At 67.2% G+C, this 25,631-nt stretch carries 23 protein-coding genes; 13 read left to right on the top strand and 10 right to left on the bottom strand.

Annotated elements, in window-relative coordinates:
* Window positions 1-7: 7 nt before the first annotated feature.
* Window positions 8-400, bottom strand: a complete 393-nt coding sequence (locus C5B91_RS10580; protein WP_115819543.1) for a hypothetical protein — start codon at window positions 398-400, stop codon at window positions 8-10.
* A 198-nt stretch (window positions 401-598) separates the two neighbouring features.
* Here C5B91_RS10580 and C5B91_RS10575 point away from each other — a divergent pair, with 198 nt between their 5' ends.
* Window positions 599-1,237 carry a GNAT family N-acetyltransferase gene (locus C5B91_RS10575; protein ID WP_049967672.1) on the top strand — a complete coding sequence of 213 codons (639 nt, stop codon included), beginning with the start codon at window positions 599-601 and terminating at the stop codon, window positions 1,235-1,237.
* Window positions 1,234-1,881, top strand: a complete 648-nt coding sequence (locus C5B91_RS10570; RefSeq protein WP_115819544.1) for a GNAT family N-acetyltransferase — start codon at window positions 1,234-1,236, stop codon at window positions 1,879-1,881. Before C5B91_RS10575 ends, C5B91_RS10570 begins: the two co-directional genes overlap by 4 nt.
* A 7-nt stretch (window positions 1,882-1,888) precedes the next feature.
* Here C5B91_RS10570 and C5B91_RS10565 read toward each other — a convergent pair whose 3' ends face one another.
* A complete protein-coding gene (locus C5B91_RS10565; protein WP_049967671.1) occupies window positions 1,889-3,064 on the bottom strand; it encodes an amidohydrolase family protein in 1,176 nt (391 codons plus the stop codon).
* A gap of 171 nt (window positions 3,065-3,235) precedes the next feature.
* On the opposite strand from C5B91_RS10565, the gene C5B91_RS10560 reads away from it, so the two are divergent.
* Window positions 3,236-3,817, top strand: coding sequence for a hypothetical protein (locus C5B91_RS10560; RefSeq protein WP_008095537.1), 582 nt, complete (start codon window positions 3,236-3,238; stop codon window positions 3,815-3,817).
* Window positions 3,818-3,872: 55 nt separating this feature from the next.
* Here C5B91_RS10560 and C5B91_RS10555 read toward each other — a convergent pair whose 3' ends face one another.
* Both C5B91_RS10555 and C5B91_RS10550 read right to left on the bottom strand, forming a co-directional pair.
* Complete coding sequence (locus C5B91_RS10555) at window positions 3,873-4,439, bottom strand: GNAT family N-acetyltransferase (protein WP_115819545.1); 567 nt, start codon at window positions 4,437-4,439, stop codon at window positions 3,873-3,875.
* Window positions 4,440-4,517: 78 nt separating this feature from the next.
* Complete coding sequence (locus C5B91_RS10550; RefSeq protein ID WP_049967669.1) at window positions 4,518-5,165, bottom strand: metal-dependent hydrolase; 648 nt, start codon at window positions 5,163-5,165, stop codon at window positions 4,518-4,520.
* Window positions 5,166-5,305: 140 nt separating this feature from the next.
* Between C5B91_RS10550 and C5B91_RS10545 the strand changes: the two genes are divergently transcribed.
* Window positions 5,306-6,013: a helix-turn-helix domain-containing protein gene (locus C5B91_RS10545; RefSeq protein WP_004975230.1), complete on the top strand. Its 708-nt coding sequence runs from the start codon at window positions 5,306-5,308 to the stop codon at window positions 6,011-6,013.
* Between the two features lie 108 nt (window positions 6,014-6,121).
* On the top strand, window positions 6,122-6,424 hold the full coding sequence (locus tag C5B91_RS10540; RefSeq protein ID WP_008095543.1) for a hypothetical protein: 303 nt from the start codon (window positions 6,122-6,124) through the stop codon (window positions 6,422-6,424).
* A 64-nt stretch (window positions 6,425-6,488) separates the two neighbouring features.
* On the opposite strand, the gene hmgB is transcribed toward C5B91_RS10540, so the two are convergent.
* Together hmgB and C5B91_RS10530 are read right to left on the bottom strand one after the other, a co-directional pair.
* Complete coding sequence (gene hmgB, locus C5B91_RS10535; RefSeq protein WP_115819546.1) at window positions 6,489-7,826, bottom strand: hydroxymethylglutaryl-CoA synthase; 1,338 nt, start codon at window positions 7,824-7,826, stop codon at window positions 6,489-6,491.
* Window positions 7,827-7,905: 79 nt separating this feature from the next.
* Entirely contained in the window at window positions 7,906-9,828 is a 1,923-nt protein-coding gene (locus tag C5B91_RS10530) for a type IV pilin (RefSeq protein ID WP_115819547.1), read from the bottom strand.
* Window positions 9,829-9,905: 77 nt separating this feature from the next.
* On the opposite strand from C5B91_RS10530, the gene C5B91_RS10525 reads away from it, so the two are divergent.
* On the top strand, window positions 9,906-11,537 hold the full coding sequence (locus C5B91_RS10525; protein WP_115819548.1) for a hypothetical protein: 1,632 nt from the start codon (window positions 9,906-9,908) through the stop codon (window positions 11,535-11,537).
* 102 nt (window positions 11,538-11,639) lie between these two features.
* On the opposite strand, the gene C5B91_RS10520 is transcribed toward C5B91_RS10525, so the two are convergent.
* From C5B91_RS10520 to C5B91_RS10510, 3 genes are all read right to left on the bottom strand, one after another.
* Window positions 11,640-12,227: a DUF2150 family protein gene (locus tag C5B91_RS10520; RefSeq protein WP_008095550.1), complete on the bottom strand. Its 588-nt coding sequence runs from the start codon at window positions 12,225-12,227 to the stop codon at window positions 11,640-11,642.
* A 139-nt stretch (window positions 12,228-12,366) separates the two neighbouring features.
* Complete coding sequence (locus C5B91_RS10515; RefSeq protein WP_115819549.1) at window positions 12,367-13,215, bottom strand: TatD family hydrolase; 849 nt, start codon at window positions 13,213-13,215, stop codon at window positions 12,367-12,369.
* A 142-nt stretch (window positions 13,216-13,357) separates the two neighbouring features.
* Window positions 13,358-13,834, bottom strand: a complete 477-nt coding sequence (locus C5B91_RS10510; RefSeq protein WP_008095553.1) for an NYN domain-containing protein — start codon at window positions 13,832-13,834, stop codon at window positions 13,358-13,360.
* 195 nt (window positions 13,835-14,029) lie between these two features.
* Between C5B91_RS10510 and C5B91_RS10505 the strand changes: the two genes are divergently transcribed.
* The 3 genes from C5B91_RS10505 (at window position 14,030) to C5B91_RS10495 (ending at window position 17,640) form a co-directional block, all read left to right on the top strand.
* The gene (locus C5B91_RS10505) at window positions 14,030-15,607 is read left to right on the top strand and encodes a S8 family peptidase (RefSeq protein ID WP_115819550.1); all 1,578 of its coding nucleotides are present in this window, start codon (window positions 14,030-14,032) and stop codon (window positions 15,605-15,607) included.
* A 150-nt stretch (window positions 15,608-15,757) separates the two neighbouring features.
* The gene (locus C5B91_RS10500) at window positions 15,758-17,050 is read left to right on the top strand and encodes a RimK family alpha-L-glutamate ligase (RefSeq protein WP_115819551.1); all 1,293 of its coding nucleotides are present in this window, start codon (window positions 15,758-15,760) and stop codon (window positions 17,048-17,050) included.
* Between the two features lie 338 nt (window positions 17,051-17,388).
* On the top strand, window positions 17,389-17,640 hold the full coding sequence (locus C5B91_RS10495; RefSeq protein WP_008095559.1) for a hypothetical protein: 252 nt from the start codon (window positions 17,389-17,391) through the stop codon (window positions 17,638-17,640).
* Between the two features lie 118 nt (window positions 17,641-17,758).
* On the opposite strand, the gene tuf is transcribed toward C5B91_RS10495, so the two are convergent.
* Window positions 17,759-19,021: a translation elongation factor EF-1 subunit alpha gene (tuf, locus tag C5B91_RS10490; protein ID WP_004975270.1), complete on the bottom strand. Its 1,263-nt coding sequence runs from the start codon at window positions 19,019-19,021 to the stop codon at window positions 17,759-17,761.
* Window positions 19,022-19,448: 427 nt separating this feature from the next.
* Here tuf and C5B91_RS10485 point away from each other — a divergent pair, with 427 nt between their 5' ends.
* The 4 genes from C5B91_RS10485 (at window position 19,449) to gcvT (ending at window position 25,631) form a co-directional block, all read left to right on the top strand.
* Window positions 19,449-19,934, top strand: coding sequence for an Lrp/AsnC family transcriptional regulator (locus C5B91_RS10485; protein WP_008095561.1), 486 nt, complete (start codon window positions 19,449-19,451; stop codon window positions 19,932-19,934).
* Between the two features lie 379 nt (window positions 19,935-20,313).
* Window positions 20,314-21,798: a proton-conducting transporter membrane subunit gene (locus tag C5B91_RS10480; protein WP_115819552.1), complete on the top strand. Its 1,485-nt coding sequence runs from the start codon at window positions 20,314-20,316 to the stop codon at window positions 21,796-21,798.
* Window positions 21,788-24,223: a DUF2309 domain-containing protein gene (locus C5B91_RS10475; RefSeq protein ID WP_115819553.1), complete on the top strand. Its 2,436-nt coding sequence runs from the start codon at window positions 21,788-21,790 to the stop codon at window positions 24,221-24,223. The genes C5B91_RS10480 and C5B91_RS10475 overlap by 11 nt, the downstream gene beginning before the upstream one ends.
* Before the next feature lie 316 nt (window positions 24,224-24,539).
* Window positions 24,540-25,631: a glycine cleavage system aminomethyltransferase GcvT gene (gene gcvT, locus C5B91_RS10470; protein WP_008095564.1), complete on the top strand. Its 1,092-nt coding sequence runs from the start codon at window positions 24,540-24,542 to the stop codon at window positions 25,629-25,631.

Genomic DNA, 25,631 nt, shown 5'->3' with positions numbered 1-25,631 from the left:
CGCGGACTCACCACGCCGCCCGCCGCGCCCGGTTCCGGGCGTCGACGAGCGACCACCCGAGCGCCGCGAGCGTGGTGAGACAGACGACGAACAGCGCCACGACGACGCCGACTCGTCCGACACCGGCGTAGTAGCCGGCGCTGTCGATGACGCCAGCGAACAGCAGACCGAAGGCGACGAGGCTGAGCGGCCGCGCCCACAGCTGGCTCCGAACGAGTCCGACGCCCGTCGCCAGCAGCGACACGCCGGTCAGCCCGCCCAACACGAGCGACGCGAACAGCGCGAACGGGTCGGTCCGCGGTTCCATGACGGACCCGTGCTCGACGGTCAACACCCAGATGGCGAGCGTCACGGCTCCCATGACGAGCGCGTAGCCGCCGACCGTTCGCTCCCAGTCCATACTGACTCCCTTCTGTCAGAGGCGCTCCCGCCACAAATACGCATCTCCGCGTTCTCGCACGGGAGAACGTATGTACGACCGGAAGGTGTTCGAATCCGACTGCTCAGTCGTCCGCGACCGCTCGCCGGACACTGTCCCGTGCCGACATGTGTCAATATTCAGAAAACTTATTAGCGCCCTCCGAGTGGACTCCGTTCCATGTTTCCCGACGAAATCGTGACCCCGCGGCTCAGGCTCCGCGCCCTGTCGCGGGAGGTCGTCGACCCGTTGGACGCGTACGAACACTTCGCCGCCTCGCGGTCGGACACCATCGAAGAGGAGACCGAGTTCGTCACGTGGGGGCCCCACGAGACGCCCAAGGAGACGCTGGACTTCCTCGAACAGGCCGAGGACGGTCACGAGTCCGCCGACAACGCCATCTACGCCGTCTTCCCCCGCGACGGCGAGGACGGCGCGGGCGAGTTCGCGGGCACCGCCGGCTTCAACCCCGAGTGGGACAAGCGCCGGGCCGTCTTCGGCATGTGGCTCCGCAAGGAGTTCTGGGGCCGCGGCTACTCGGGCGAGCGCGCGGCCGCGTTCTTCGCCGCCGTCTTCGACGTGCTCGACCTCGACGTCGCGCTCGCGTACGCCATGCCCGAAAACGAGGCGTCGTGTCGAGCCATCGAGAAGTACACCGACCGCTTCGGCGGGCAGGAAGACGGCCTGTTCCCCAACGAGGCCGTTGACGCCGACGGCACTCCACGGGACGTTCGCGGCTGGTCCGTGACCCGCGAACAGTGGGAAGACGCCACCGGCGGCGACTACGACGCCGAGTTCCGCTGGGAGGGCCGCGCGTGAGCGACCTCTTCCCCGAGGTCATCGAGACGCCGCGGCTCCGACTGGTCGCCCGCCGCCCGAAGCACGTCGGTGTCCACGAGGCCTACGACCTGTGTTCGGCCCCCGAGATGGACGGCGTGACCCGGTACATGCCGTGGTCGCGCCACGAGACGCCGAAGGTGACGAAGGACTTTCTCGACCGCGGGGAGTCGAGTTGGACCGACGCCGAGAGCGCCGACTACGCGATTATCCCGCGCGAAGGCGAGGAAGGTGCGGGCGAGATTGCGGGGTTCGGCGGCCTCCACACCGAGTGGGACCGCCGCGTGGGCGAACTCGGTCTGTGGCTCCGGCCGCGCCACTGGGGTCGCGGTTACTCGGGCGAGCGCGCCGCGGCGCTGGCGGCGCTCGCGTTCGACGTGTTCGACCTCGAAGTCGTCGCGGTGTCACACGTCGCGGCGAACGAGAAGTCCCAGCGCGCCATCGAGAAGTACACGGCGGCGCTCGGCGGCGGCCTCGACGGCCGCGAGCGAAACAGCATCGTCATCGACGGCGACCCGGCCGACGAACTCCGCTACAGCGTCTCCCGCGAGGATTGGCTGGCGACGACCGGCGGCGACTACGACGCCGAGTTCCGCTGGGACCTCGACCCCGACGACGTTCGCTGAGGCCGACTTATTCTCCGCCGGGGACCGCGCCGGCGACGACGCGGCCGCCCTTCAGGACCGCCGTCGGGTCGTTCAATACCGTCAGGTCCGACAGCGGGTCGTCGTCGAAGACGAGCAGGTCGGCGTACGCGCCGGGTTCGACGACGCCGCAGTCGTCCAACCCCACCGCGTCGGCGGCCGTCTCGGTCATCGCTCGGATAGCGTCCAGTGGCTCCATGGCGTGTTGCGCCATGAACTGCACCTCGGAGGCGTTGCCGCCGTGGAAGTTGAACGGCGTGCCCGCGTCGGTGCCGCCGGCGATTCGGACACCGGCCTCGGCGGCCAGTTTGAACGACTCGATGTGACGCTCGTAGACGGTCTCGGTCTTCGCCACGTCCTCCTTCGTCGCCGCCTCGGTGTTGCGGACGATGTGGTACGGCGCGGAGAGCGTCGGCACGAGCGTCACGTCGCGCTCCACGAACAGGTCGATGGCCTCGTCGTCGAGGAACGTCCCGTGTTCGACCGTGTCGACGCCGGCCCGGATGGCCGCTTTCACGCCCTCGCCGCCGTGGGCGTGGGTCGCGGTGTGGACGCCCCGGCGGTGCGCCTCGTCCACGAGCGCGTGGAGTTCCTCCTCGGTGAACGCCACCGCGCCGGGGTCGCTGCCGGGCGTCGTCACCCCGCCGGTCGTCATGAACTTGATGAAGTCGGCACCCAGTTTCACCTGCTCTCTGACCGCCTTTCGCGCCTCGGTCGGCCCGTCTATCTCGCGGCCCATGTGGTGGCCGTGGCCGCCGGTGATGGTTATCGACCGGCAGTTGGCGACCGTCCGCGGACCGGGCACGTCCCCGGCGTCGATGGCGCGTTTCAGCGCCACGTCGATGTCTCGCGCGCCCATCACGCGAGCGCCCGTGACGCCCGCTTCGAGCGTCTTCCGAGCGTTTCGCGCCTCGACCAGCGTGAGTTCGGCGTCGGACATGCCGACCACGTCCTCGACGCTCCGCTCGCCCGACAAGGAGAAGTGGACGTGCGCGTCCACCAGTCCGGGGGTGACCGTCTTCCCGGCGAGGTCGACGACTCGCTCGTCCCCGCGGGGGTCGAGGTCGCCGACGGCCTCGATTCGCCCCGTCTCGGCGTCGATTCGAACGTCCGCCTCGTCGATGACGCGGTCGCCACGAATCACCCGTGGGCCCCGAAGTAACATGCCCGTCGCTATCGCACGGCGAGACTTGAACGTGACCCTCCGGTATTCGATGGCCGTCGGGCGGTCGCTGGACGCGTCGCCACCGTCACGTATCGGCATCACGTACCGCGAGAGGCCCTCTCACGGCGGCCACGAGACATTTACGGGAGAACGACAATCGCTTCCGACACGATGTCAACGACACCTGAATCAACGCCCGGTTCCACACCATCGACGCTTCGGTCGGTCGGCAGCGGCGGCGTCGCCGGTCTCGGGGCGGCCCTCTTCGGCTACCTCGTGACCTACCTCCTCACCTCCTCGACCATCGAGAACTCGACGGCCAGCCAGGTGCTCGAAGCCCTCGGCTCCGACATCTCGACGTGGAAGGTCGTCGGCTGGGTGTTCATGAGCGCCCACGGCGTGACCACGACGTTCCCCGGGCTGTTCGGGACCACCTCCGCCGCGAACCTCATCGAGAGCGTCGAGGCGTTCTCGCCGGTGCTCTACGTCGCGCCCGTGGTCGCGCTCCTCGCGGCGGGCGCGCTCGCGGCCGTCGTCAGCGGCGCGTCCTCGACGCGGGCGGGCGCGCTGGCCGGCGCGGGAACCACCGTCGGCTACCTCGTCTTCGCGCTCGCGGGTATCGCGCTTTTCACCGTTACCGTCGGCGACGCGGCCGTTAGTCCCGACCCGGTCACGTCCGCGCTCCTCGCGGGCGTCGCGTACCCCGCGGTTCTCGGCACCGTCGGCGGCCTCGCGGCCACGGCGCTCCGGTAGTCGCGCCTGTCCGAGCGCTCGAATCGCCGTTCTCCAGTACCTCGCTTTCTTCGACTCAGAGGTCGCGAGCGACGAGCTCTCCCCAGTGGTCGAAGCCGTAGCGGTCGTAGAACGCCCGCGCCCGGTCGTTCGACTCGTCCACGTCGAGGACGATTCGGTCCAACGGGAGGTCCTGCGAGCGCGCGTGGTCCAGTACGGCCTCCATGAGTTCGTCGGCGACGCCCGTGCCGCGGTAGTCGGCGTCGAGGAACAGCTCGTTGAGGACGGCGGCGTCCCAGATGAACGTCATCTCCTCGGGGAGCGCGAAGGCGTAGCCGACGAGACGAGCGTCGTCGCCGCGGTCGTCGCCGTCGCTATCGACGCCGACGTCACCGTCCTCGTCGCCCGACACCGCCTCCGCGACGACGACGCACCCGGGGTCGTCGCTCGCGCAGTGCTCGACCCACGAGAGGTAGCGTTCGCGGTAGTCGTCGGTGAGTTTCGCCTCGTACGTGGTGAGCTTGTCGTCGCCGCCGGTTCCCTCGCCGATGCCGAGTTCGAACCCGCGTTTCAGTTCCCAGAACGCGGCCGCGTCGCCCGGTTCGTAGGGTCGCACCTCGACGCCGTCGGGTGTCTCGCTCATGGACGCGAATGCGTCGCCATCGGTTATGAACGCTCGGAGTCGCGAGCCTCGGCCGCTCCCCCGTCTCGTTCCGACGACTCACTCCATCCGCCCGCGCAGGCGCTCCGAGAGGAGTCGACCGCCGACCACGCCCGCACCGAGCACGATGAGCATTAACTCCGTCCCCGACGAGGCCAGCGGAGCGACCCGCTCGACGTTCTCGGGTTCCGCGCCCGGCGAGGGGTCGACGACGGTGCTGTAGTGGAGCGTCTCCGTCGTCGGCGCTGGCGACGACGCCGGCCGTCGTTCGACGAACGTCTGGACGAACCCGCGCGTGCTCGACCACTCGGCGCGCCCGCTAATCGAGTAGAACGCGTCGTGGAGCGGGTAGAAGGCGTTGACGCCGTTGGTGAACAGGTCGGGGAAGATGCCGCCGCAGAGGAGCGCGGCGATGCCGACCCACGAGACCACGACGCCGCGAGCGCCCCACCGACCGCGAATCACGGATCGCTCGGGGTCACGAACCCGCGTGTCGTAGGCCACGACGGCGGCGAGAGCGAGCGGAAACAAGAGCGTGTGAAACAGCGCGCGGTGGCTGCCGGGCAGGAGCGTGCTGGTGAACGAGTCGAGGTCGGGGACTGCGGCGGCGACGAGCGCGACGCCGACCGAGCGGGCGTCGAACCAGCGACCGAGGAGGGCGGCACCGACGAGTCCGCCGACCGCGACGTGGACGAGGGTCGATGGCATACCGCGTAGTGGTCGGGCGACGACCTTCAGGGTTCCCACGGGGTTCGTCAGGCGACGACTACCCCTTTCGACACCCTTTTGCGGGACACTCACGCACGTTGTCGCATGATTCACTCGTCCGTCGAACCGAGGTGTTCGCGATGACCGCGGCACCGCGCGACGACCTCGCTCGACGCATCGCGGGCGAGATTACCCTCTCGGACGACCCCGGTGCGACGCTCCGGAAGTGGCGGACCGACTTCGACATCTCGCAGACGGCGCTCGCCGAGCAGTTGGACGTGTCGTCGTCGGTCGTCTCCGACTACGAGAGCGGCCGCCGCGAGAGCCCCGGCATCGGCGTCATCCGCCGGATGGTCGAAGCGCTCCTCGACATCGACGAGGCCCGCGGCGGCAGTCGCATCCGGCAGTACGCCCGCGTCCTCTCGGCCGGCTTCGAGAGCGACATCGTCCAGGACCTCCGGGAATACCCCACGTCGATTCCGCTGGACAGCTTCTACGACGCCATCGGCGCGACACCCATCGTCGACGGCGACCAAGACCGCATCAGCGGCCACACCGTCATCAACAGTATCCAGGCCATCACGCGACTCTCTTCGGAGGAGTTCTACCGGCTCTACGGCCAGTCCACGAGTCGGGCGCTCGTCTTCACCGGCGTCACCCGCGGCGAGTCGCCGCTCGTCGCCATGCGCGTCGTCACGCCGACGCCGAACGCCGTCGTCCTCCACGGCCTCTCGGAGGACGAACTCTGGGAGCACGCGCCCGCGCTCGCCACTATCGACGGCTTCGCCCTCGCCGTGACCGACCGGGACCTAGACGAGATGCTCGAAGACCTGCGGAAACTCCCCTGAACCGGCGTCGGAACCCGTTTTTCGCGTTCTCTCCGATTCGATTCGAATTTCCAGAGTGTCCGTCTAAGGGCGAAAAAAGCCGAAGGGCGGCCGCGACGATGTCCGCCCATGGACATTCGCGACCTCCGATCACATCTCGAAACGGCGTTCGAATACCCCGTTACGACCGACCGCGTGCTCGAACGCGCCGGCGACGTCGAGGTGACCGCGCCGAACGTCGACGACGCGGAGACCGTCGAGACCATCCTCGCCCCGCTCGGAACCGAGACCTACGAGTCGGCCGCCGACCTGTACAACACGATACTCGGAAGCGTGAGCGACGACTACATCGGCAGAAAGTTCTACGACGACCGGGGCGCGGACCCGGCAGACTCGTGGTCGATACTCCCCGAACAGGCTCGTTCGTTCTAACGACCGGCCGCGAACGCAAGCGAGGCGCTCGCGTAGACGGTCCCCGTTACTCCGCGTATTCTACCTACTCCACGTACTCGTAGCGGCGCTCGTTCATCCGACCCCAGCCCGTGAAGACGAACTCGGCTTCGGGTTGGGTGAACTCCTCGACCTCGATCTCCTTTTCGTGGTTGTGCACGTCGTGGATGAGCTCGTAGTCGTCGAAGGAGATCTCGGTTCGGGCCGCGAGCTGGTCGTCCACGTCCACGGCCTCGATTTCGTCGAGCCACGTCTCTTGGACCGTCTCGGCGTGAATCTCGGCCTGCGCGCCGGAGCCGTACGACCCGACGAGAAGCTGCTTGCCGGTCATGTCTTTCCCCTCGTCGGCGGCGGCGATGAGCGCCGACAGTCGGGCGATGTGGACCGAGCCGGTGTACCAGTTGCCGACGCGGCTGGAGATGTCGAGCGTCGGCTCGATGACGCGGCCGTACCACTCGCGGTACTGTTCGGTCGTCTTCAGCTCGTCCATGTAGCCGCGGATGGCCTCCTCGTAGTCGTCCCACGTCTCGAAGTCCTCCTCGCGGGGCTGTCGGCCGATTTCGGCTTCGAGGTCGTCTTCGATGTCGGTGTCGCGGGTCATGTGACGGAACCCGAGGAGCGCCGCCTTCCGGACCATGCCGGGGAACGGCGTGTGGAACGGGATGTACTCGAAGAGGTCGGGGTGCGTGCGACCCGCGACGCTCTCGTAGTCTTCGAGCGCCTCGCGCATGCGGGCGAGGTACACCTGCATGGAGCGCTTGCCGTCCACCGAGGGGAACTGCTGGTTCGGCTTGAGGAAGTCCGTCTCGTCCATGCTGCCGTAGCCCTGCTCGGTCGAGAGTTCGACGAGGTCCGGGTCCTCGTCGATGAGCATCGCCACCGCCCCCGCGCCCTGCGTCGCCTCGCCGGGGTCGCCCCGCTCGTAGAGGGCGGTGTCGGTGGCGATGACGAGCGCCGCGCGCCCGCGGTTGCGACCCGCCTTAATCCAGTTGTAGGCGTCGTCGAGGCTCTGGGTGCCGGCGATACAGGCGAACTTGCGCTCGCCCTTGTTCGCGTGGCGGAAGTCGCCGTCGTACACCTGTTCGAGACAGCCGGCGATATACGTCGACACCGGCTTGGAGTTGTCGAACGCCGACTCGGTCGCCACGTCGATGCGGCCGATGTCCGCGGGCGTGAGCCCCTTCCGGTCCATCAGTTGCTTGGCGGCGTTCGCGCCCATCGTGACGATGTCCTCGTACACGTCCGGGAACGACGACGTGTGGAGACCGAGGCCCTTCGTGTACTTCTCCGGGTCTTCGCCCTTCACCGGCGCGAAGGTGTTGGGGAGGTCTAACACGAGTTTGCCCGTCCAAATCTCCATGGCGTCGATGCCGACGGAAGTCATGGTCGATGCTACAGAACCGAGGGATAAGGTTTTGTCGATGGTGAGTTACGTCGGTTGTCGAAGAATAGGCGACGAGCGGTCAGGCGTTCTTGTCGCCCGCAATATCCGAGAGGACGTACCGGTCGACCACGATACCGTCGGTGTCGACGACGCGGACCTCGATGTCGTAGGTGTCTCCAGTTCCGTAGGTCTCGGCGTATTCGAGGTTGTTCTCGCTCGTCGCCGAACTTCGGACGACCCCGCTGGCCTGCGGTTGCTGACGGTTGCGGAAGTACACCTCAACTTCGGCGAACTCGCTCGTCCCGATAACGTCGTAGTCGACCCGGTAGCGAACTCGATTCCGGTTAGTCTGCGACTGATCCGACACAGACACCGAGTCGAGCGCGGGGCTTCCCGCGCGGGAGAGGCCGTCGTTTCCGGACGGGTCGGTCCAGTCCGCGTCGTCGGTCACGATGCGCTCGTCGACGACGACGCCGTCGGCGTCGAGCAACTGAAGCCGGATATGGTAGGTCATCCCAAAAGTCCCGCCGTTGTCCTCGGCGGCGAAGTCGTCGATGGTGTGCCGCGGGTCCGCGCTCTCGTAGATTCCCTCGGCGTACGACGCGTCCACGTTCGAAACCCACAGCCTGACGCCGCCGAACTCCGCCCGGTCGGTGACGTTGTACGAGGCCTCGTAGTCGGCCTGCGTCATGCTCAGGTCGTCAATGATGGTCCCCGCGAACGACGGGCTGGACGCCCGCGTCAGGTCGTCGTTGCCGGCGGGGTCGACGCCGTCGGCCACGTCCGAGATGACCCGGCGGTCGACGAGTACGCCGTCCTCGTCGAAGACGCGGATGACTGCCTCGTAGTCGTCGCCTTCGGTCCCGTCGTACGCCGAGTAGCCCGCGATGGTCCCGCGGGATGCGGTCCCGCTGAGTTCCGCGGTCGCCGAGGGCGCGTCGAGGTTGTCGAACTCGACGCGAATTTCCGAGAGGTTCGAGGCGTTCGTGACGTTGTAGTTCAGTTCGTACGCCGCACCCTCCTGCGTCAGGTCGATGAGCGCGGCACCGCGAATCTTCGGGTCGTTCGACTCGGGGAGTCCCGTGTTCGCGTCGGGGTTGTCGCCGTCGGCAACGTCCGAGATGGTCCGCGAGTCGAGCACGTTGCCGCCCGCGTCCAGCGCCGCCACCGTGATTCGGTAGCGGTCGCCGACGCCCGCGCCGATATCGTAGGTCGCGAAGCCGCGGGCGTTCGTCTCGGTGACCGTCTGGGTCGCCCACGACGAATCGAGGTTCTCGAAGGTCACGCGGACGCGGTCGAAGTCCGGACCCGTGGCCACGTCGTAGTCCACGCGGTAACCGGCACCGCCGGAGTCGGTCGTCCGGTCTTCCACGTGCACCCCGTTGATAGCGGTCGATTCCGGGGGCGTCGAAGTGGTCGTGGCCGTGGTCGTCGTTGCGGTCGTCGAAGTTACGGTCGTCGAAGTTACGGTCGTCGAAGTTGTCGTCGCCGTGGACGTGGTTGTCACCGGCGAACTCGTCGTCGTCGGCCGCGGCGTCGGCGCGGGGCCGGGCGTCTCCGTGATCGCGCCGAGCGTCCGCTCCGCGCGGTGGATGACGGTGTTACTCGGTTCGTGGACGACCAACACGAGGTACGGATCGCTCCCGTCGAACCCGACAGGGGCGGCCGGTCGCCAGCTGTCTCCGGGGCCGAACAGCGACTCCGTCGTCGCCGCTCGCCCGTTGATGTCACCGTCAGTCCCGAGTGAGTACCGGGTCGTCGTGTCCTCGCTTCGGGTGATGACGGCCACCTCGCCGGCGCGGAGGGTGTCTCCGGCGCGGTGCGCGAGCGTCAGGTTCGACCCGTCGACGGTCACGTCGAGTTCCACTAGCGGAGCGTCGTCTCGGTAGTCGTCGACAGCGGCGAGCGCGGCGACGCCCCCGACCGTGACGACCACCACGACGAGTCCTAACAGGAGGACCATCCCGACCGTCTCGATCTGTGCGCGCGAAGCGACCTGCACGACTGAACGCAGGCGGGTGCGACATAAAAACGTACGCGGCAACAGACCTTTATCAGTCCGACCAGTTGACCACCCCAATGGAACTCCTCGACAGCGAACGGGGGCAGGCGGTTCAGGTCGGCGCTATCCTCCTGTTCGGCTTCCTCGTTATCGGCCTGTCGCTCTACCAGGCGACGGTCGTTCCCCAGCAGACGAAAGCGACGGAGTTCGGGGCCTATCTGGACGCCTCGGACGACCTCGTGTCGCTCCACAACGACGTGCTGGCGACCGCGACGAGAGGAGTGCAGTCAGGTGTCACGGTTCAGACCGGCGTCCAGTACCGCCCGCGCGTCGTCTTCATCAACCCCGGTCCGACGACCGGAAGCCTCGCGCTTACGGACTCGCGGGACGTCACTATCGCCGGTGCCGACGCCGTCGACGGCGAACCCGAGGCCGTCCGGACGCTCTGGGACGGCGGGGCGCGAACCTACGAGAGCAAGGTCCTGCGCTACTCGCCGGACTACAACGAGTTCGACGGCACGCCGATTACGGTCTCCGGCGCGTCGGTCCAGCGCGAGGCCGGCGCGAACGTGGTCCCGCTCGGCGGCCAGACGCTCGTCTCGGGGAACCGAATCACCGTCGTCTCCGTCGACGGCCGAGTCGGTCAGACGGCGACTCGAACCCCGCTGACCGTCGCGCCCATCTCGTCGGCCACGCGGACGGTGACCGTGACGAACGAGTCCGACGAGGACATCACCCTGACTCTCCCGGTCGGGTCGAACGCGACGGCGTGGAGTCGGTCTCCGACCGCCGACCGGATGCTGGAGAACGTCCGGGTGAAAGCCGTTTCCGACCTCGGCGACGGCGCGGACCCGACGAACAGCCTCGTCCGCGTCACCCTGAACGGCTCGTACACCTACGAACTCCGACTCGCCAAGGTCGAACTGTCGTCCTCGTCGGCCGCGTCGACGGTCGCCAGTCCCGACGGACAGTACCTCGTCCCGGTCACGACGGGAACTTCCGCCGCGCCCGGCGAGTCGACCGGAGTCGTCGTCGAGGCTCGCGACGGCTACAACAACCCTGTCGAAGGCGAGCGTATCGACTTCACCGTTACCGAAGGCGACGCGTCACCGACGAGTCGGACCATCACAACGACCGACGATGGCCGCGCCGGGTTCGCGTTCACGCCCGCCGCCGACGCGGACGGACCGATAACCATCCGGGCGTCGGGCGACCTCGACGGCGACGGGGCGGTCGAAGCAATCGAACAGACGACCTATACTGTCCCGCTCGTCAACGGAACCGGCGGTGGCGGCGGCACGGGCGCGGGAGACGACGGGTCGACAAGCGAGATTAATCCGCCGCAGGAGGACCAAGACGTCATCCTAACGGGGACAACCGCCACGAACGGGAACGACGCCGCTCGAATCTCCCTCAACAACACCGGAACGGAGCGCGTCGTGACGAGTTTCCGCGTCTCGTTTTATTACCCCGACCAGGGCGGTAACGGCGCCGAGACCGCGTCGTTCAACGGTTCTCCAGCTCAGAACGTTGGGGCTGATCAGTACACGCTTGGCCCGGACCGGGTCACGCTCCCGTCGGACGCGACGACGGACATCACCATCGACTTCGCGGCGAACAAGAACCTCGACACACGTGGCGACTTCTTCATCCTCACCGTCCAGTTCGACGACGGCGAGTTCGCGACGTACTTCGTCGCGGTCCCGTAGCCGGGGCTCGCCGTCGGAACTACAGGTGGGCCGATTCCGGGGGACCCCGACGCTCTCGGCGGTCGAAAAGCGAGACGAAAAGCAGCGTGAGAGAGGCCGAGCTTAGTCTTCTTCTTCGACGACCTCGGGCTCCGAGAGACCGCTCTGGAGGCTGTCGAGGCCGTTGACCCACTCGGTGACGAGTCCGAATTCGAGTTCGTCGAGAACCTCGATATCGAGGTCCTCGCCGTCGATGACGCGGGTGCCGACCTGGACGATGTAGCCGAGCGCGCTGTCGAGGTCGTCGGCGGCCTCGGCGTCCGCGGCGGCGCGGATGTAGGCGTCCATGTCGTCTTCGAGTTCGGCGGGGCCGGCGACGATGAACTCCTCGGCGGCGAAGAAGGCACACGAGAGGCTCGTCTGGACGCTCCCGATGAGGATTTCGGCCTCCTCGTTCTCCGACTCGAACTCGGGCTCGACCATGACGATGTCGTGGACGGTCGAAAGCTCGTCGAGCGCCTCTTCTTCGCCCAGCGTGTCGTCGTCGTAGGCGGTCAGAATCTTGGCGATGGCGATGGCCGCGTCGTTCTGGATGTTCATCAGAAGACGGCCGGTCTCCTCGCTTTCGAGGTCCAGGTCCTCTTCTTCGACGCGCGTCAACCAGTTCTGCCAGCGTTCCGGCGAGTAGTATCGTTCCTCGGCCTCGGTCATACCTACAACCTCCCGTGCCGGACTCAAATGCCTTTCTTATCCTGCTCGTGACCGTGTGAGGGCTCGACGTGGGAGAAGACGGCGCAATTCGGCTCGTGCGCCGGTCTCGGTGGCCGTTCCGCGCTCCGCCCGACGGTCCCTATCGGTCGAGCGTCGCTTCGGTGTCGACGCCGTAGACCAGCGCGGGCGTCTCGACGTGGGCGTTCCTGACGGCGTCCTCGCGCCCCTCGTCGAGGAGCCAATCGACGCGCCGGGGGACGGTCTTCGGCCCCATCACCGCTCCGGGCCGGTCGGGGTCGTCGATGAAGTCGGTCTCCATGAGGAACGGGTCGCCCCGCTCAGCGGCGTCTTCGAGGCGGTCCTTGTCGCTCATGACGCTCGGCGTGCCGCCGGTCAGGTGGCCCTGCGCGTAGTGTTTGACCACGCGCTCTCCGGGGACGCCGCGCTCGGCGGCCCACTCGGCCACGTCCGAGAGGTCGGTCGTCGACTCCGTGTGGAGTTGGAGCGCGCAGTCGCAGTCCGCGGCGAGGTCGAGGCCGTGTCCGAGGACGGCGTTCGAGGCCTCCCAGACGGCGTCCGTGACCTCGTAGTGCGGGCGGCCGGACTTGAGCGCGAGCGCGTCGCCCCCGCGGACGAACTCGGCGGCGGTGTCGAGACCGGCGCACATCAGGTCGCGGGCGTCCTCGGGGTCGTAGCCGCGGTCGTCGACGAGTTTCGAGACGAGGCCGGGGTGGACGCCGAGGACCGGCCACGCGCGTCCGGGAAGTAGTTCGGAAGCCTCGCGGACGACCTCGACCGTCGTCTCGAACACCGGGCGGAAGTCCTCGCCCGTCTCGACCTCGTGGCCGAGGAGCCACGAGGGCTTGTTGACGACGAGGAGATGCGTGCCGCCGCTCCGGGCGAAATCCTTCACCGCCTCCAGCCCGCGCCCGTGGTCCGGGTCGAGGTGGAGGTGGTTGTCCACGACCGGCGTGTCGAACTCCTGCATGGACGAGTGGTCGGTCGGGGGAGGAAAAAGCGAACCGTTCGCGGTCGAGTCGGTGTGTGGTTGGTGCGGTGTCGTTGCGGCGTCGATGTCAGGGCAGGCGGCGTCGGGAGAGCCGGTGACACCGGCCCGCTCGTCTCCCGGCTCAGTCGCCGCCGTCGGCGAGTTCATCGAGCGTCATCGCGTGGGTCGCCGCGTTCTGGAGCGCGTCCGAGCGGCCGTAGCTCCCCGGCGCGATGGCGACCGTCCGCAGGCCGTAGGCGTTGGCCGTCTCCAGGGCGGGCTTGAAGTCGGTGTCCCGCGAGGCGACCGCGATGACGTCGGCGCGGTCCTCGACGGCGTACCGGGTGAGGTCGACCGCGAGCTTCACGTCCACGTCGCCGCTCGTGACGATGACCTCGAAGCCGCGCGCCTCGGCCGCCTGAATCAGCCCCGGCGTGGCGTGCTCGTCGAGGTAGAGCCGCGCCGCGCTCAACTGCCCGCCGAGCGAGCGAGCCGCCGCCCGGATGTCGTCTAAGTCCACGTCGAACTCGTCGCGGAGGACGTTCGGGCCGTCCACGAAGAGCGCCACTCGGCCCGACGGGAGCCCGTCGGGACCGACCAACCGCCGCAGGAGGTCCATACATCACCTCACCCGGTTTCGGGTTTATAAATTTCGAGGGAGGGGCGACCGAAGCAGGAACGATGATTCGGGAATCTGTCGATGATTTATTTTGGTTTACGATTCTGTTCCGAATGGTCTTTGAAGAACAGGCTGAAATTGAAATTTCAGTCAAGCTAACAAATATTGCCACGGTCTCCCGAGACATGTGTGCCCATGGCAGGCACACCGAACTTCGACAGACGAACCTTCCTGAAACTCGCCGCGGCCGCCGGGCTGACCGGCGCGGCAGGCGTGACCACCGCGACGCCCGGTCGGTCCCCCGGCCCGAAGAAAGAAGAGATTCTCGTCGGCGTCTCGAAGACGGCCGACAGTCCGCGCAAGGCCGTGGAAAAGCACGTTCCCGGCAACGCGACGGTCGTCCACGAAAACAAGACCCTCAGTTACGTGGCCGTCAAGTTCCCGTCGGTCGCCGCCGACCGCGCCCGCGAGAACTTCATCTCGGCCGTCACGAAGCGCGACGAGGTAAAGTACGCGGAGAAGAACGTCACCCATCAGGCGCTCTACACGACGAACGACCCGCAGTACGGCAGTCAGTACGCCCCGCAGCAGGTGAACGCCGACACCGCGTGGGACACCACGCTCGGCAGTTCCGACGTGACCGTCGCCGTGGTCGACCAGGGGGTCAAGTACGACCACCCCGACCTCTCGGCGCAGTTCGGCTCCGACAAGGGCCAGGACTTCGTCGACGCCGACGGCGACCCGTATCCGGACGTGCTCGCCGACGAGTACCACGGCACCCACGTCGCCGGCATCGCCGCCGGCACCACCGACAACAGCGAGGGCATCGGCGGCATCAGCGACTCCTCGCTCCTCTCGGGGCGGGCGCTCTCCGAATCCGGCAGCGGCTCGACGAGCGACATCGCCGACGCCATCGAGTGGGCCGCGGACCAGGGCGCAGACGTCATCAACCTCTCGCTCGGCGGGGGCGGTTACACGTCCACGATGAAGAACGCCGTGTCGTACGCGACCCAGCAGGGGAGCCTCGTCGTCGCCGCCGCCGGCAACGACGGGAGCGGGAGCGTGTCGTACCCCGCCGCATACAGCGAGTGCGTCGCCGTCTCCGCGCTCGACCCCGACGAGACGCTGGCGTCGTACTCGAACTACGGTACCGACATCGACCTCGCCGCCCCGGGGACGAACGTCCTCTCGTGTTGGACGACCGATACCGAGTACAAGGAAATCTCTGGCACGTCGATGGCGACGCCGGTGGTCTCGGGGGTCGCCGGGCTCACGCTCGCCGTCTACGACCTCTCGCCGGCCGACCTGCGGAGCCAGCTCAAGAACACCGCGGTCGACGTCGGCCTCTCCGAGAACGAACAGGGAGCGGGCCGCGTCGACGCCGCGAACGCCGTCACGACCGAGCCGGGAAGCGGCGGCGGCGGCGGCGGCGGCGGTGGCGGTGGCGGCGGCGACTCGACCACCTCCACCATCGACGACTCGCTGTCGTCGTCGGCCGACTCCGACTGCTGGAGCTACGCGTGGGAGTATGGCTCGCCGTCGCAGGTCGTCGTCGACCTCAGCGGGCCGTCGAGCGCCGACTTCGACCTCTACGTCAACGAGGGCTCGGGGACGTGCCCCACGACCGGGTCCTACGACTACCGCTCGTGGACCACGGACAGCGAAGAGCAGATAGTCATCGACGACCCCGACACGTCGGCCGACCTCTCGGTGCTGGTCGACAGCTACTCCGGCGGCGGCAGCTACACCGTGACCGTCACCGAAAAGGAGTAACCGCGACCGCCGACTCGGTGGCGGGACCGAACCGATAGCCGACTTCATGAGCAGGTGACCGCCGCGCCCGCGACGCGTCGCGCGGCGTCACATTCCGATTCTGCGGAACCTCGCGATGCGCTGATGCGACCGCGACGCGTAGTGTCACCCATGGAGGGGGACAAACCGACGGTCACCGTGGGGATTCTGGGGTTCCACGACAGCAGGGAGACGAAAGCCATCAGCAACGCGGTCACGGCGCTCGGCCACGAGGCTGTCTGGCTCCACGAGGAGGCGGTCGGTATCGACGTGTCGCCGTCGGGCGTCGCGCTCGACCCCGACGTCGACGTGGTGGTCAATCGGCTCCTGCTGTCGAAGTCGACGAGCCCGCTCGAAGACCTCTCTATCGCCAGTTGCTACGCCGCGGTTCGGCCCGTACTCAACGACCCGCGGAACGTCCTCTTCGCGGTCCACAAACACGCGACTTCGAGCAGACTGGCCGCCGCGGGCGTCCCGGTGCCGCACACGTACATGGCCACCGCGGACGCCAGGCTGAACGCCGCGCGAGAGGGGTTCGGGACGCCGGTCGTCTACAAGACGGCCATCGGGACCAACGGCGGAGGGACGTGGCTGGTCGACCACGACCGGGCCGTCTCGGCGACCGTCGACGGCCGGCGAGCGTTCATTCAGGAGTACGTCGACGCGAGTGAACGCCACCGCGACCTCCGAATCTATATCGTCGACGACGAGGTCGTCGGCGCGATGTACCGATACGCCCCGGCGGGTGACTGGCGCACGAACGTCGCGCTCGGCGGCGACGTCGAGGACGCGACGGAGGAACTCTCGCCGGAGGCCACGGAAACGGCGCTCCGGGCGACGAGGGCGCTCGGTCTCGACTACGCCGGCGTCGACCTCATCGAGAGCGACGACGGCTGGGTCGTCCTCGAAGTCAACCCGACGGCGGGGTTCCGCGGGCTCTTCCGCGCCACCGGTCGGTCGCCCGCGGCGGCCATCGCCCGCCTCGCAATCGAGCGCGCCGGCGGACGCGTCGACCCGGCGCTCGTCGAGCGGGTCGGGCGCTCTCTCGACGGGACGCGACCGGCAGACGCCCCTTCGGGAATCCGCGACGAGCGAGTCCCCGTCGTCGGCCACGCGGAGCGCGTGACCGTCACCGGCGTCAGCGGGTCGAAAGCGGTGCTCGCGCGCATCGACACCGCCGCGTCGACGACGCGAATCGACCCCCGGTTGGCGGCCGACCTCGGTACCGAGCCGCCGGACGTGGTTGACGACGGCGCGCCCCCGCGAGTGGATATCGTGGTCGAACTCGCGGGGGAACGGCGGACCGTGACCGCGGTGCTCGACGAGGACGTGGGTCCGGAGACGCCGCTTCGAATCGGCCGAGACCTGCTCCGCGACTACTACGTCGACGTGCGCCGGGGCGTCCGCGGCGACGCGGGTGACTAATGAAACCGGATATATCAAGCCATTCGGTTAATTGGCTCCAACCCCTAGGATGACCGCGCCCCGTCCCCGATTCGAGAAGCCGTACTTACGCGACACGATTCGTTTCGACGACCCACCCGCGCTCGATAGCGTGGCCGTGTCGCGTCACGTCCCACGCCGGTCGCAACCCAACAGCCGGCGCACGGCGCGTCGAATCGACCACCGGACGCGGGCCATTCTCCGAAAATCGACTGACGGCGAGCGGACAGTTTCCCGTGGGGAACAATCACGATGTGGTTTATAACGATTTACTAAACGCACCGCCGGGTTTTATGTATCCAATTAACATATAATTGGGTATGTCTGAGACAGCGTCCAGAAATAATTCGAATACGTTCACAATCGTAAACGAGGTAAACGACCACGGTGCGGCGACCCTCCGCGGCGACAACGGCTCGACGTACCACGTGACCTCCTACGAGAACAGCACCTTCCGCGCCTACCTCGCGAACCACCACGCCGGCGACCGCGTGCGGATGGACATCGAGCGGGCCGGCGTTCGCGCGAACGTCTGGCAGGTGTCGGCGCTCTACCCCGGCGCTAACGAGTGACGCCGCAGGCGGCGGACGCTCACACGCGGTTTGTGACCAATCGGTCGACCGACCGCCGTGCAGACGGCCCAACCGCTGTCGCGGCGGTGGGACGAAAAACGGTGGTCGAAACCGGGCGCTACTCGTAGACTTCGAGGACTTTGCCGGCCGCGATGGTCTGTCCCATGTCGCGGATGGCGAAGCTGCCGAGTTCGGCGATTTCTGACGACGGTTCGATGCTGAGCGGCTTCTGGGGACGCAGCGTGACGACGGCGGCGTCGCCGGCCTTGATGAAGTCCGGCTCTTCCTCTGCGACCTCGCCCGACGCGGGGTCGAGCTTCTGGTCGAGCGACTCGAACGTGCAGGCGACCTGCGCCGTGTGCGCGTGGATGACCGGCGTGTAGCCCGCCGTGATGACCGAGGGGTGTTGCATCACGACGATTTGCGCCTTGAACGTCTTGGCGACCGACGGCGGGTCGTCGGCCGGGCCGCAGACGTCGCCGCGGCGGATGTCGTCCTTGCCCACGCCGCGGACGTTGAAGCCGACGTTGTCGCCGGGGCCCGCCTCCGGGACCTCCTCGTGGTGCATCTCGATGGTTTTCACCTCGCCACCCGCGTCAGAGGGCATGAACCGGACGTTGTCGCCGGTCTTGAGAATCCCCGTCTCGACGCGGCCGACCGGGACCGTCCCGATGCCGGAGATGGTGTACACGTCCTGAATCGGGACGCGGAGCGGCGCGTCCGTCGGCGGTGACGGCTCTGGGAGGTTGTTGAGTGACTCCAGTACGGTCGGCCCGTCGAACCACGGCATGTTCTCCGATGGCTCGGAGATGTTGTCGCCCTCGAACGCCGAGATGGGGATGAAGCCGGCGTCGTCGGAGTTGAACCGTACCTGGTTCAGGAGCTGTTGGACCTCCTCTTTGACCTGCTTGTAGGAGTCCTCGCTGTAGTCGACGACGTCCATCTTGTTGACCGCGATGATGAGTTCCTCGATACCGAGCGTTCGGGCGAGGAAGACGTGCTCGCGGGTCTGCGGTGCGACGCCGTCGTCGGCGGCGACGACGAGAATCGCGTGGTCGGCCTGCGACGCACCCGTAATCATGTTCTTCACGAAGTCGCGGTGGCCGGGCGTGTCCACGATGGTGAAGTAGTACTTGTCCGTGTCGAAGCGCTGGTGGGCGATGTCGATGGTGACGCCGCGTTCGCGCTCCTCGGCGAGGTTGTCCATGACGTAGGCGAACTCGAAGCCCGACTTCCCCTTGGACGCCGCCTCCTCGCGGTGCTGTTCGATGATGTGTTCCGGGACGCTGCCTGTCTCGAACAGGAGCCGGCCGACGAGCGTGGACTTCCCGTGGTCGACGTGTCCGATGATGGCTAGGTTTTGGTGTGGTTTGTCTGCCATGGGTATCAGGGCGGTGTCGCCCAGTTTGATAGAATATGACACCCAAAGGTAAATCCGTTTTCCCGGGGCGAAGCGCGTCTCGCGCCGGTTCAGACGGGTCGTTGAAACGGGCTATCAGGAAACGCGAAAACTCAGGAAATCAGTCATGTCGCGGCGCAGTCGGGCGAACTGAAAGGAGAACCGAACCCCGACGAACCGCTCAGAACCCGCGCATCGCGGCGGCCATGTCGGCGAAGGTGGCCGTGCGGCGAACGGACTGCTCGTGAGCGTCGGGCGCGTCGGTGTTATCTTTTACAACAATCATAGTAACTAATTGTATCGGATGGGTAATAAATCTATCTCCGGAGACGACGGACCTCGGATGCCGAGCGGGCCTCCGTCCGAGCAATATCAAAGGATAAAGTGCTCTCCTCTCCGATGTAGTGGTATGGCTGGCGAGGATATCGACGACGTAGACAAGGCGATTCTGTACGCGCTCCAAGAGGACGCCCGGAACATGTCGTCCGGCGACATCGCGAAGCGAACGGGAACCTCGGACAGCACCGTCCGCAAGCGCATCCAGCGACTCGAATCCGACGGCGTCGTCAAGGGTTACAGCGCGAGCGTCGACTATGGGAAGTCGGGCTACCCGCTCCGAATGTTGCTCTACTGTACGGCCTCGATTCCCAAGCGGGGCGAACTCGTCCCCGAGATTCTGGAGATGGACGGCGTCGTGGCCGTCCAAGAGCTGGTCACCGGCGAACAGAACCTCCTCGTCACCGCCGTCGGCGAGACGGACAGCGACATCACCTCCATCGCGCAGGAACTCCTCGATATGGGCCTCACGGTCGCCGACGAGGTGCTCGTCCGCACGCACGAGACGACGCCGTTCGGGAAGTTCGACGCCGAGAGACACGCCGAAAACGATTCCTGAGCGGACGCGCGCACGATATCCTCGCGACGAACGGAGCGTTCACGAATCGGTCAGCGAGTCCGACGAACGACTGCAATCGCGGATCGTCGCGGAAAGTCGCCCCCGTGTGAACCGTCGCCGACATTCGGCCGTCGAACGGGCAGATAGCAGGGCACGAGGCTCGAAACGAGCGTTCTAAGCCGATTTCCCCTTCCAGAACCGGCGGTTCAAGCCGGACCGCACTCACAAAACCATAATGTTCTATAATGGCTAATTTGCGAACGATTTGTGAATGTAGGTAGATTTAATAGACAATCTGTTCTCGGATGGGTGTAAGGACGACCAGTATCGGACGCCGAACGCGTTTCGGTGACCGTTCTGGTCAACGACGAATCGAACGATGTCAGGACGCACCTCGAAACCGACGGTCGGAGCACTCCCGGACGCGGCGGCGGACTCGCCGTTCGCGCCCGTCGCACTAACGTGGCTCGTGTGGTCGCTGTTCGCCGCGAGCATCGGCGTGCTCTTCGCCCGAGTCCGACTCGGCGGCGCGTGGGAGGTTCCCGGCGTCGTCGCCGTCGACGGCCTGACCGTGCTGCTGTGGGTGGTCGTGACGTTCTTCAGCGGCATCGTCCACAGCTACTCGCGCCGCTACATGGCCGGCAGTCGCCACGAGACGAGCTTCTTCGCTACCGTGTTCGGCTTCACGGTCGCCGTGATGGGCCTCGTCGCGGCCGACCACGTCGCGCTGTTTTGGCTGCTCTGGCTGGCGATGGGACTGGCGATGGCGAAACTCATCGGCATCGTCGACGGCTGGAGTCAAGCGCGGGCCGCCGCGAGCGTCGCTCGCAGGTACTTCCTCGCCAGTAGCGCGTTCCTCGGCGTCGCGCTCGCGGCTCTGTGGTGGGCGACCGGCGCGGCGACGGTCTCCGGCATCGCCGCGAGCGCCGATGGGCTCGGCGGGCCGGTGTGGCTTCTGGCCTGCGTCGCGCTCGTCCTCGCGGCGATGATTCAGTCCGCGCTCGTCCCGTTCCACGGCTGGCTCCTCTCGTCGATGACCGCCCCGACGCCCGCCTCCGCGCTGATGCACGCCGGGTTCGTCAACGCGGGCGGCATCCTTCTGCTTCGGTTCGCCCCGGTCGTGACCCTCGACGCCACGCTCATGCTCGGCATCGTGGCCGTCGGCGCGACGAGCGCCCTCCTCGGAAAGCTGCTCAAGAACGTCCAGTCGGACGTCAAGAGCGAACTTGGCTGTTCGACCATCGGACAGATGGGCTTCATGATTATGCAGGCCGGCCTCGGCTTCTTCGGAGCCGCCATCACCCACCTCATCCTGCACGGCTTCTACAAGGCGTACCACTTCCTCAGCGCGGGCGCGGCGGTCGAACACACCGCCCCGACGGACCACGACGCCCACGAGACCGGTGTCGCGGGCGCGGTCGTCGTCCTGGCGACCGGGCTGGCCGGCGGCGCGCTGTTCGCGGCGCTCACCGGGAAGGGAACGCACCTCGACAGCGGGCTCCTGCTCGTGACGTTCGTCGTGCTCACCACGCTGCACGCGGCCCGCAACGTCGTCGCGCACGCCTCGCTTCCGACGACAGTCCGCTACGGCGCGGTCCCGCTCGTCTTCTTGCCGGCAATCACCGTCTACGCGCTCGCCTACGAGGCGATTTCGAGCCTCCTGTCCGGGCTGCCGGTCGTCGAGGCCCCGGCCGAACTGAGCGCGCTCCACGCGCTCGTCGCCGGCGCCTTCCTCGTCGTCTACGCCGCGATAGAACTCGGCGTCCACGAGCGCAGCCACCGCCTCTACGTCGCGCTGTTGAACGCGAGCCAACCCGCCTCCAGCACCGTGCTGACCGCCACGGAGGACTACAATGAGTACTGAACACACCATCGAAGACAGCATCGACAAAGCGGCGACGACCGTCGGTTCGGTCTGGCCGATTCACTCGTTCGTGACGGCCAACCCGCTTTCGGGGTTCGAAGACATGCCGTTCCACGAGGCCGTCACCCAGGCCGCTGACCTCGTCGGCGGTCGCGGCTACCCGACCCCCGAGACGTTCCGGGCGGCCCTCGACGACGGGCAAATCGACCCCGACGTGCTCGCCTCGGAACTGGCCGACCGCGGCTACGAGGACGACCCCGAAACGCTGCTGGAGCGCATGGACGCCGGCGTCGAGTCGGAGCCCTCGGACGCCGAGACTGACGCCAACACCGACACCGCTCGGGTCGACCGCGTGCTGACGAAGTGGCTGTCGGCGTTCCTCGACGAGGGACAGGCCCACTGGCCGATGCCGAACCGCGAAGACGGGTTCTACAGCGCCTTCCGGTCGATGGCCGCGTACGACGGTCAGATTCCAGACGACGGAATCGTCGCCGACCTCCCCGAGTCGCCGGTCGAAACCGTCGAAGCCGCGCTGGAGTCGTATCCCCAGGGCCAGTGGGTCCCGATATTCGAGGAGCAACTCGCCGCGCTCCCCGGCTGGACCGGCTTCATCAAGCAACGCGCCGCCGACGGCGGCGAGTGGCAGTCCACGCACCCAATCACGCTCGAAGGCTACCTCGCGGCACGTCTCGCGCTCCTCGACGCGTTCAGCGTCGATGTCGAGCCGTCGACCGGTCCCGAGACCCCCAAGGCCGACGCGGCCGACGAACTCGCCGACGCGTTCCTGAGCGCGTGGGAGGCGAGTTACCGCGGCGAGGTCGTCGACCGCGTCGCCGCCGAGAGCGAGGCCCTCGACGACAGCGACTCCGCCGGCCGCCCGGACGCGCAGTTGGTCTTCTGTATCGACACGCGTTCCGAGGTCATCCGCCGCCACATCGAGGACACGGGCGACTACGAGACCCACGGCTACGCCGGCTTCTTCGGCATCCCGATGGAGTATCTGGGCTACGACGCCGATGTTGCGGTCGACGCCTGTCCCCCGATTCTCGACCCGCAGCACCACGTCTCCGAGGTCCCGACCGACAGGGAGACGAAGGCGAGTCACGACCGCTGGTCGAACCTCCGTGAGACCGCGGGCGAAGTCATCGAGTCGCTGAAGACCAACCCCGCCACCGCCTTCGGATTCGTCGAGAGCGCCGGAAGCGGGTACGGACTGGCCCTCGCGGCTCGCACGCTCGTCCCCGGTCGCGTCTCCGACCTGCTGGGAACCGCCGACGACGCGGTCCCCGACAACCACGAGTTCTGCGACCAGGCCGTCCACCGGCAGCACTCCTACGTCGGCGACCTCCCGGTGGGGCTGACCGACGAGGAGAAAGTCGAGTACGCCGCGAACGCCTTCGGACTGATGGGCTGGGAGGAGTTCGGTCGCCTCGTCGTGTTCACCGGCCACGCCAGCGAGACGGCGAACAACCCGTTCGATTCGAGTCTGGACTGCGGTGCCTGCGCCGGCAACCCCGGCGGCCCGAACGCCCGCGTCCTCGCGGCAATCTGCAACGACGAGACCGTCAAGGCTGAACTCCGCGACCGCGGGTTCGACATCCCCGAGGACACGGTGTTCGTCGCCGGCGAGCACAACACGACGACCGACGAAATCGACCTGTTCGACGGCGACGTGCCCGAGAGCCACGCCGACGACCTCGACCAGTTGCGCGCGGACCTCGCGGTCGCCCGGGAGAACGCGACCGCCGAGCGCGCCGAGTCGATGGGTGCCGACGGCTCCGCGGGTGTCAGGGAGACCGAGCGCCGCGCCGCCGACTGGGCCGAGACGCGCCCCGAGTGGGGACTGGCCGGCAACGCCGGTTTCGTCATCGGCCCCCGCGAACTGACGAGCGACCTCGACCTCGACGGCCGCGCGTTCCTCCACTCGTACGACCACTCGACGGACTCCGACGGCGACGCGCTCGAAGCGATTCTCACGGGACCGATGGTCGTCACGCAGTGGATTAACGCCCAGTACTACTTCTCGACGGTCGACAACGCCGTCTACGGCAGCGGGTCGAAGGTGACCCAGAACCCCGTCGGCAACGTCGGCGTCTACCAGGGCAACGGCGGCGACCTGATGACGGGGCTCCCGCTCCAGTCGCTGATGGCCGCCGACGACAGGCCGTACCACCAGCCGCTCCGCCTCTCGACGATTATCCACGCGCCGGTCGACCGCGTCTCCGACGTGCTGGCCGACCACGAGGAACTGACCGAACTGCTCGACAACGACTGGCTCTCGCTGACGGTCGTCGACCCGACGCAGGACCACCGCGCCTTCCACTACGAGGAGGAACTGACGTGGACGCCGGCGTCCGAACAGATCGCCGCCGAGGTCGAAGCGCGTCCAGAGTCGCCGAACGCGCCCGCCGTCGCGGACGACTGAGACCGACCTCGCCCCGAACAGGCGGCAGCGACCCCGACGGTCTCCGCTTTTCTGACTCTCTGTCACCACCCAGTACGACACGGATAGCGATCTCGCGGCGCGTCGCAACTCCGTTTCGGAGTTCTGTATCGCAGTAGTCGGTTTATCACTCCGAACGCCGTCCAGACCGCAACCGCTCCCGGACGGCAGATTTCGCCACCTGGTTGCGGGTTCGTGGTGTTTACCCCCGTAACCCGACCCCGATTCATGCAAGATAATGAACAGACCGAGCGAACAGATACCAAAGCATTACTTATCGCAGTTCGCAGGGGCCTGTATGGGCCTTCGCAAGCCGCCGTTGTACGACGTCCACGCGGACGCCGGGGCGACGTTTACCGAGTTCGGCGGATGGGACATGCCTGTGGAGTACGACTCCATCAAGGCCGAACACGTGGCCGTCCGAGAATCGGTCGGCATCTTCGACGTTTCGCACATGAGCGAACTCGAGGTGTCCGGCCCGGACGCGACCGCGCTGATGCAGCGCCTGACGACGAACGACGTGACGGCCCTCGAACCGGGTGATTCGCAGTACTCGGCCATCGTGAACGACGAGGGCGTCATCATCGACGACACCGTCGTCTACCGACTCCCCGACCGCGACGAGCGGGTCTACCTCTTCATCCCGAACGCCGGCCACGACGAGGAGATGTACGACCGCTGGACCTCGTTCCGCGACGACTGGGACCTCGACGCCACCGTCGAGGACGTGACCGAGGACTGGGCGATGTTCGCGGTACAGGGCCCCGACGCCCTCGATTCGGTCACGGACGCCACCCCCGACGCCGCCCTCGACGACCTCTCGAAGTTCCAAGCGACGTTCGCCGACGTGGCGGGCGTCGAGTGCTGGGTGGCCCGGACGGGCTACACCGGCGAAGACGGCTTCGAGGTCCTCTGTCCGTGGGACGACGCCGAGACCGTCTGGTCGGCGCTCGACGCGACCCCCTGCGGGCTCGGCTCCCGCGACACGCTCCGACTGGAGATGGGCTACCTGCTCTCGGGACAGGACTTCGACCCCGAGACTGAGCCCCGGACCCCCTACGAGGCCGGCATCGGCTTCGTCGTCAAGCTCGATACCGAGTTCGTGGGCCGCGACGCCCTCGAACAGCAGTCCGAGGCCGGCGTCGACGAGACCTTCGTCGGCTTCGCCCTCCTCGACCGCGGCGTTCCCCGACACGGCTACGACATCGCCGACGCGGACGGCGAAGTCATCGGCGTCGTGACGAGCGGGACGATGAGCCCGACGCTGTCGGAGCCTATCGGCCTCGGCTACGTCCCCGTCGAGTACGCCGACGACGAGACCGAGATTTCGGTGCTCGTCCGCGGCCGCGAGAAGCGCGCAGTAATCGTGACACCTCCCTTCATCAACTGA

Origin of the sequence: Haloferax sp. Atlit-10N (genome assembly GCF_003586325.1) — an archaeon.
Taxonomy (GTDB): domain Archaea; phylum Halobacteriota; class Halobacteria; order Halobacteriales; family Haloferacaceae; genus Haloferax; species Haloferax prahovense.
Note: the sequence above shows the minus strand (reverse complement) of the source record. Positions and strands in the feature narration are given on the sequence as shown.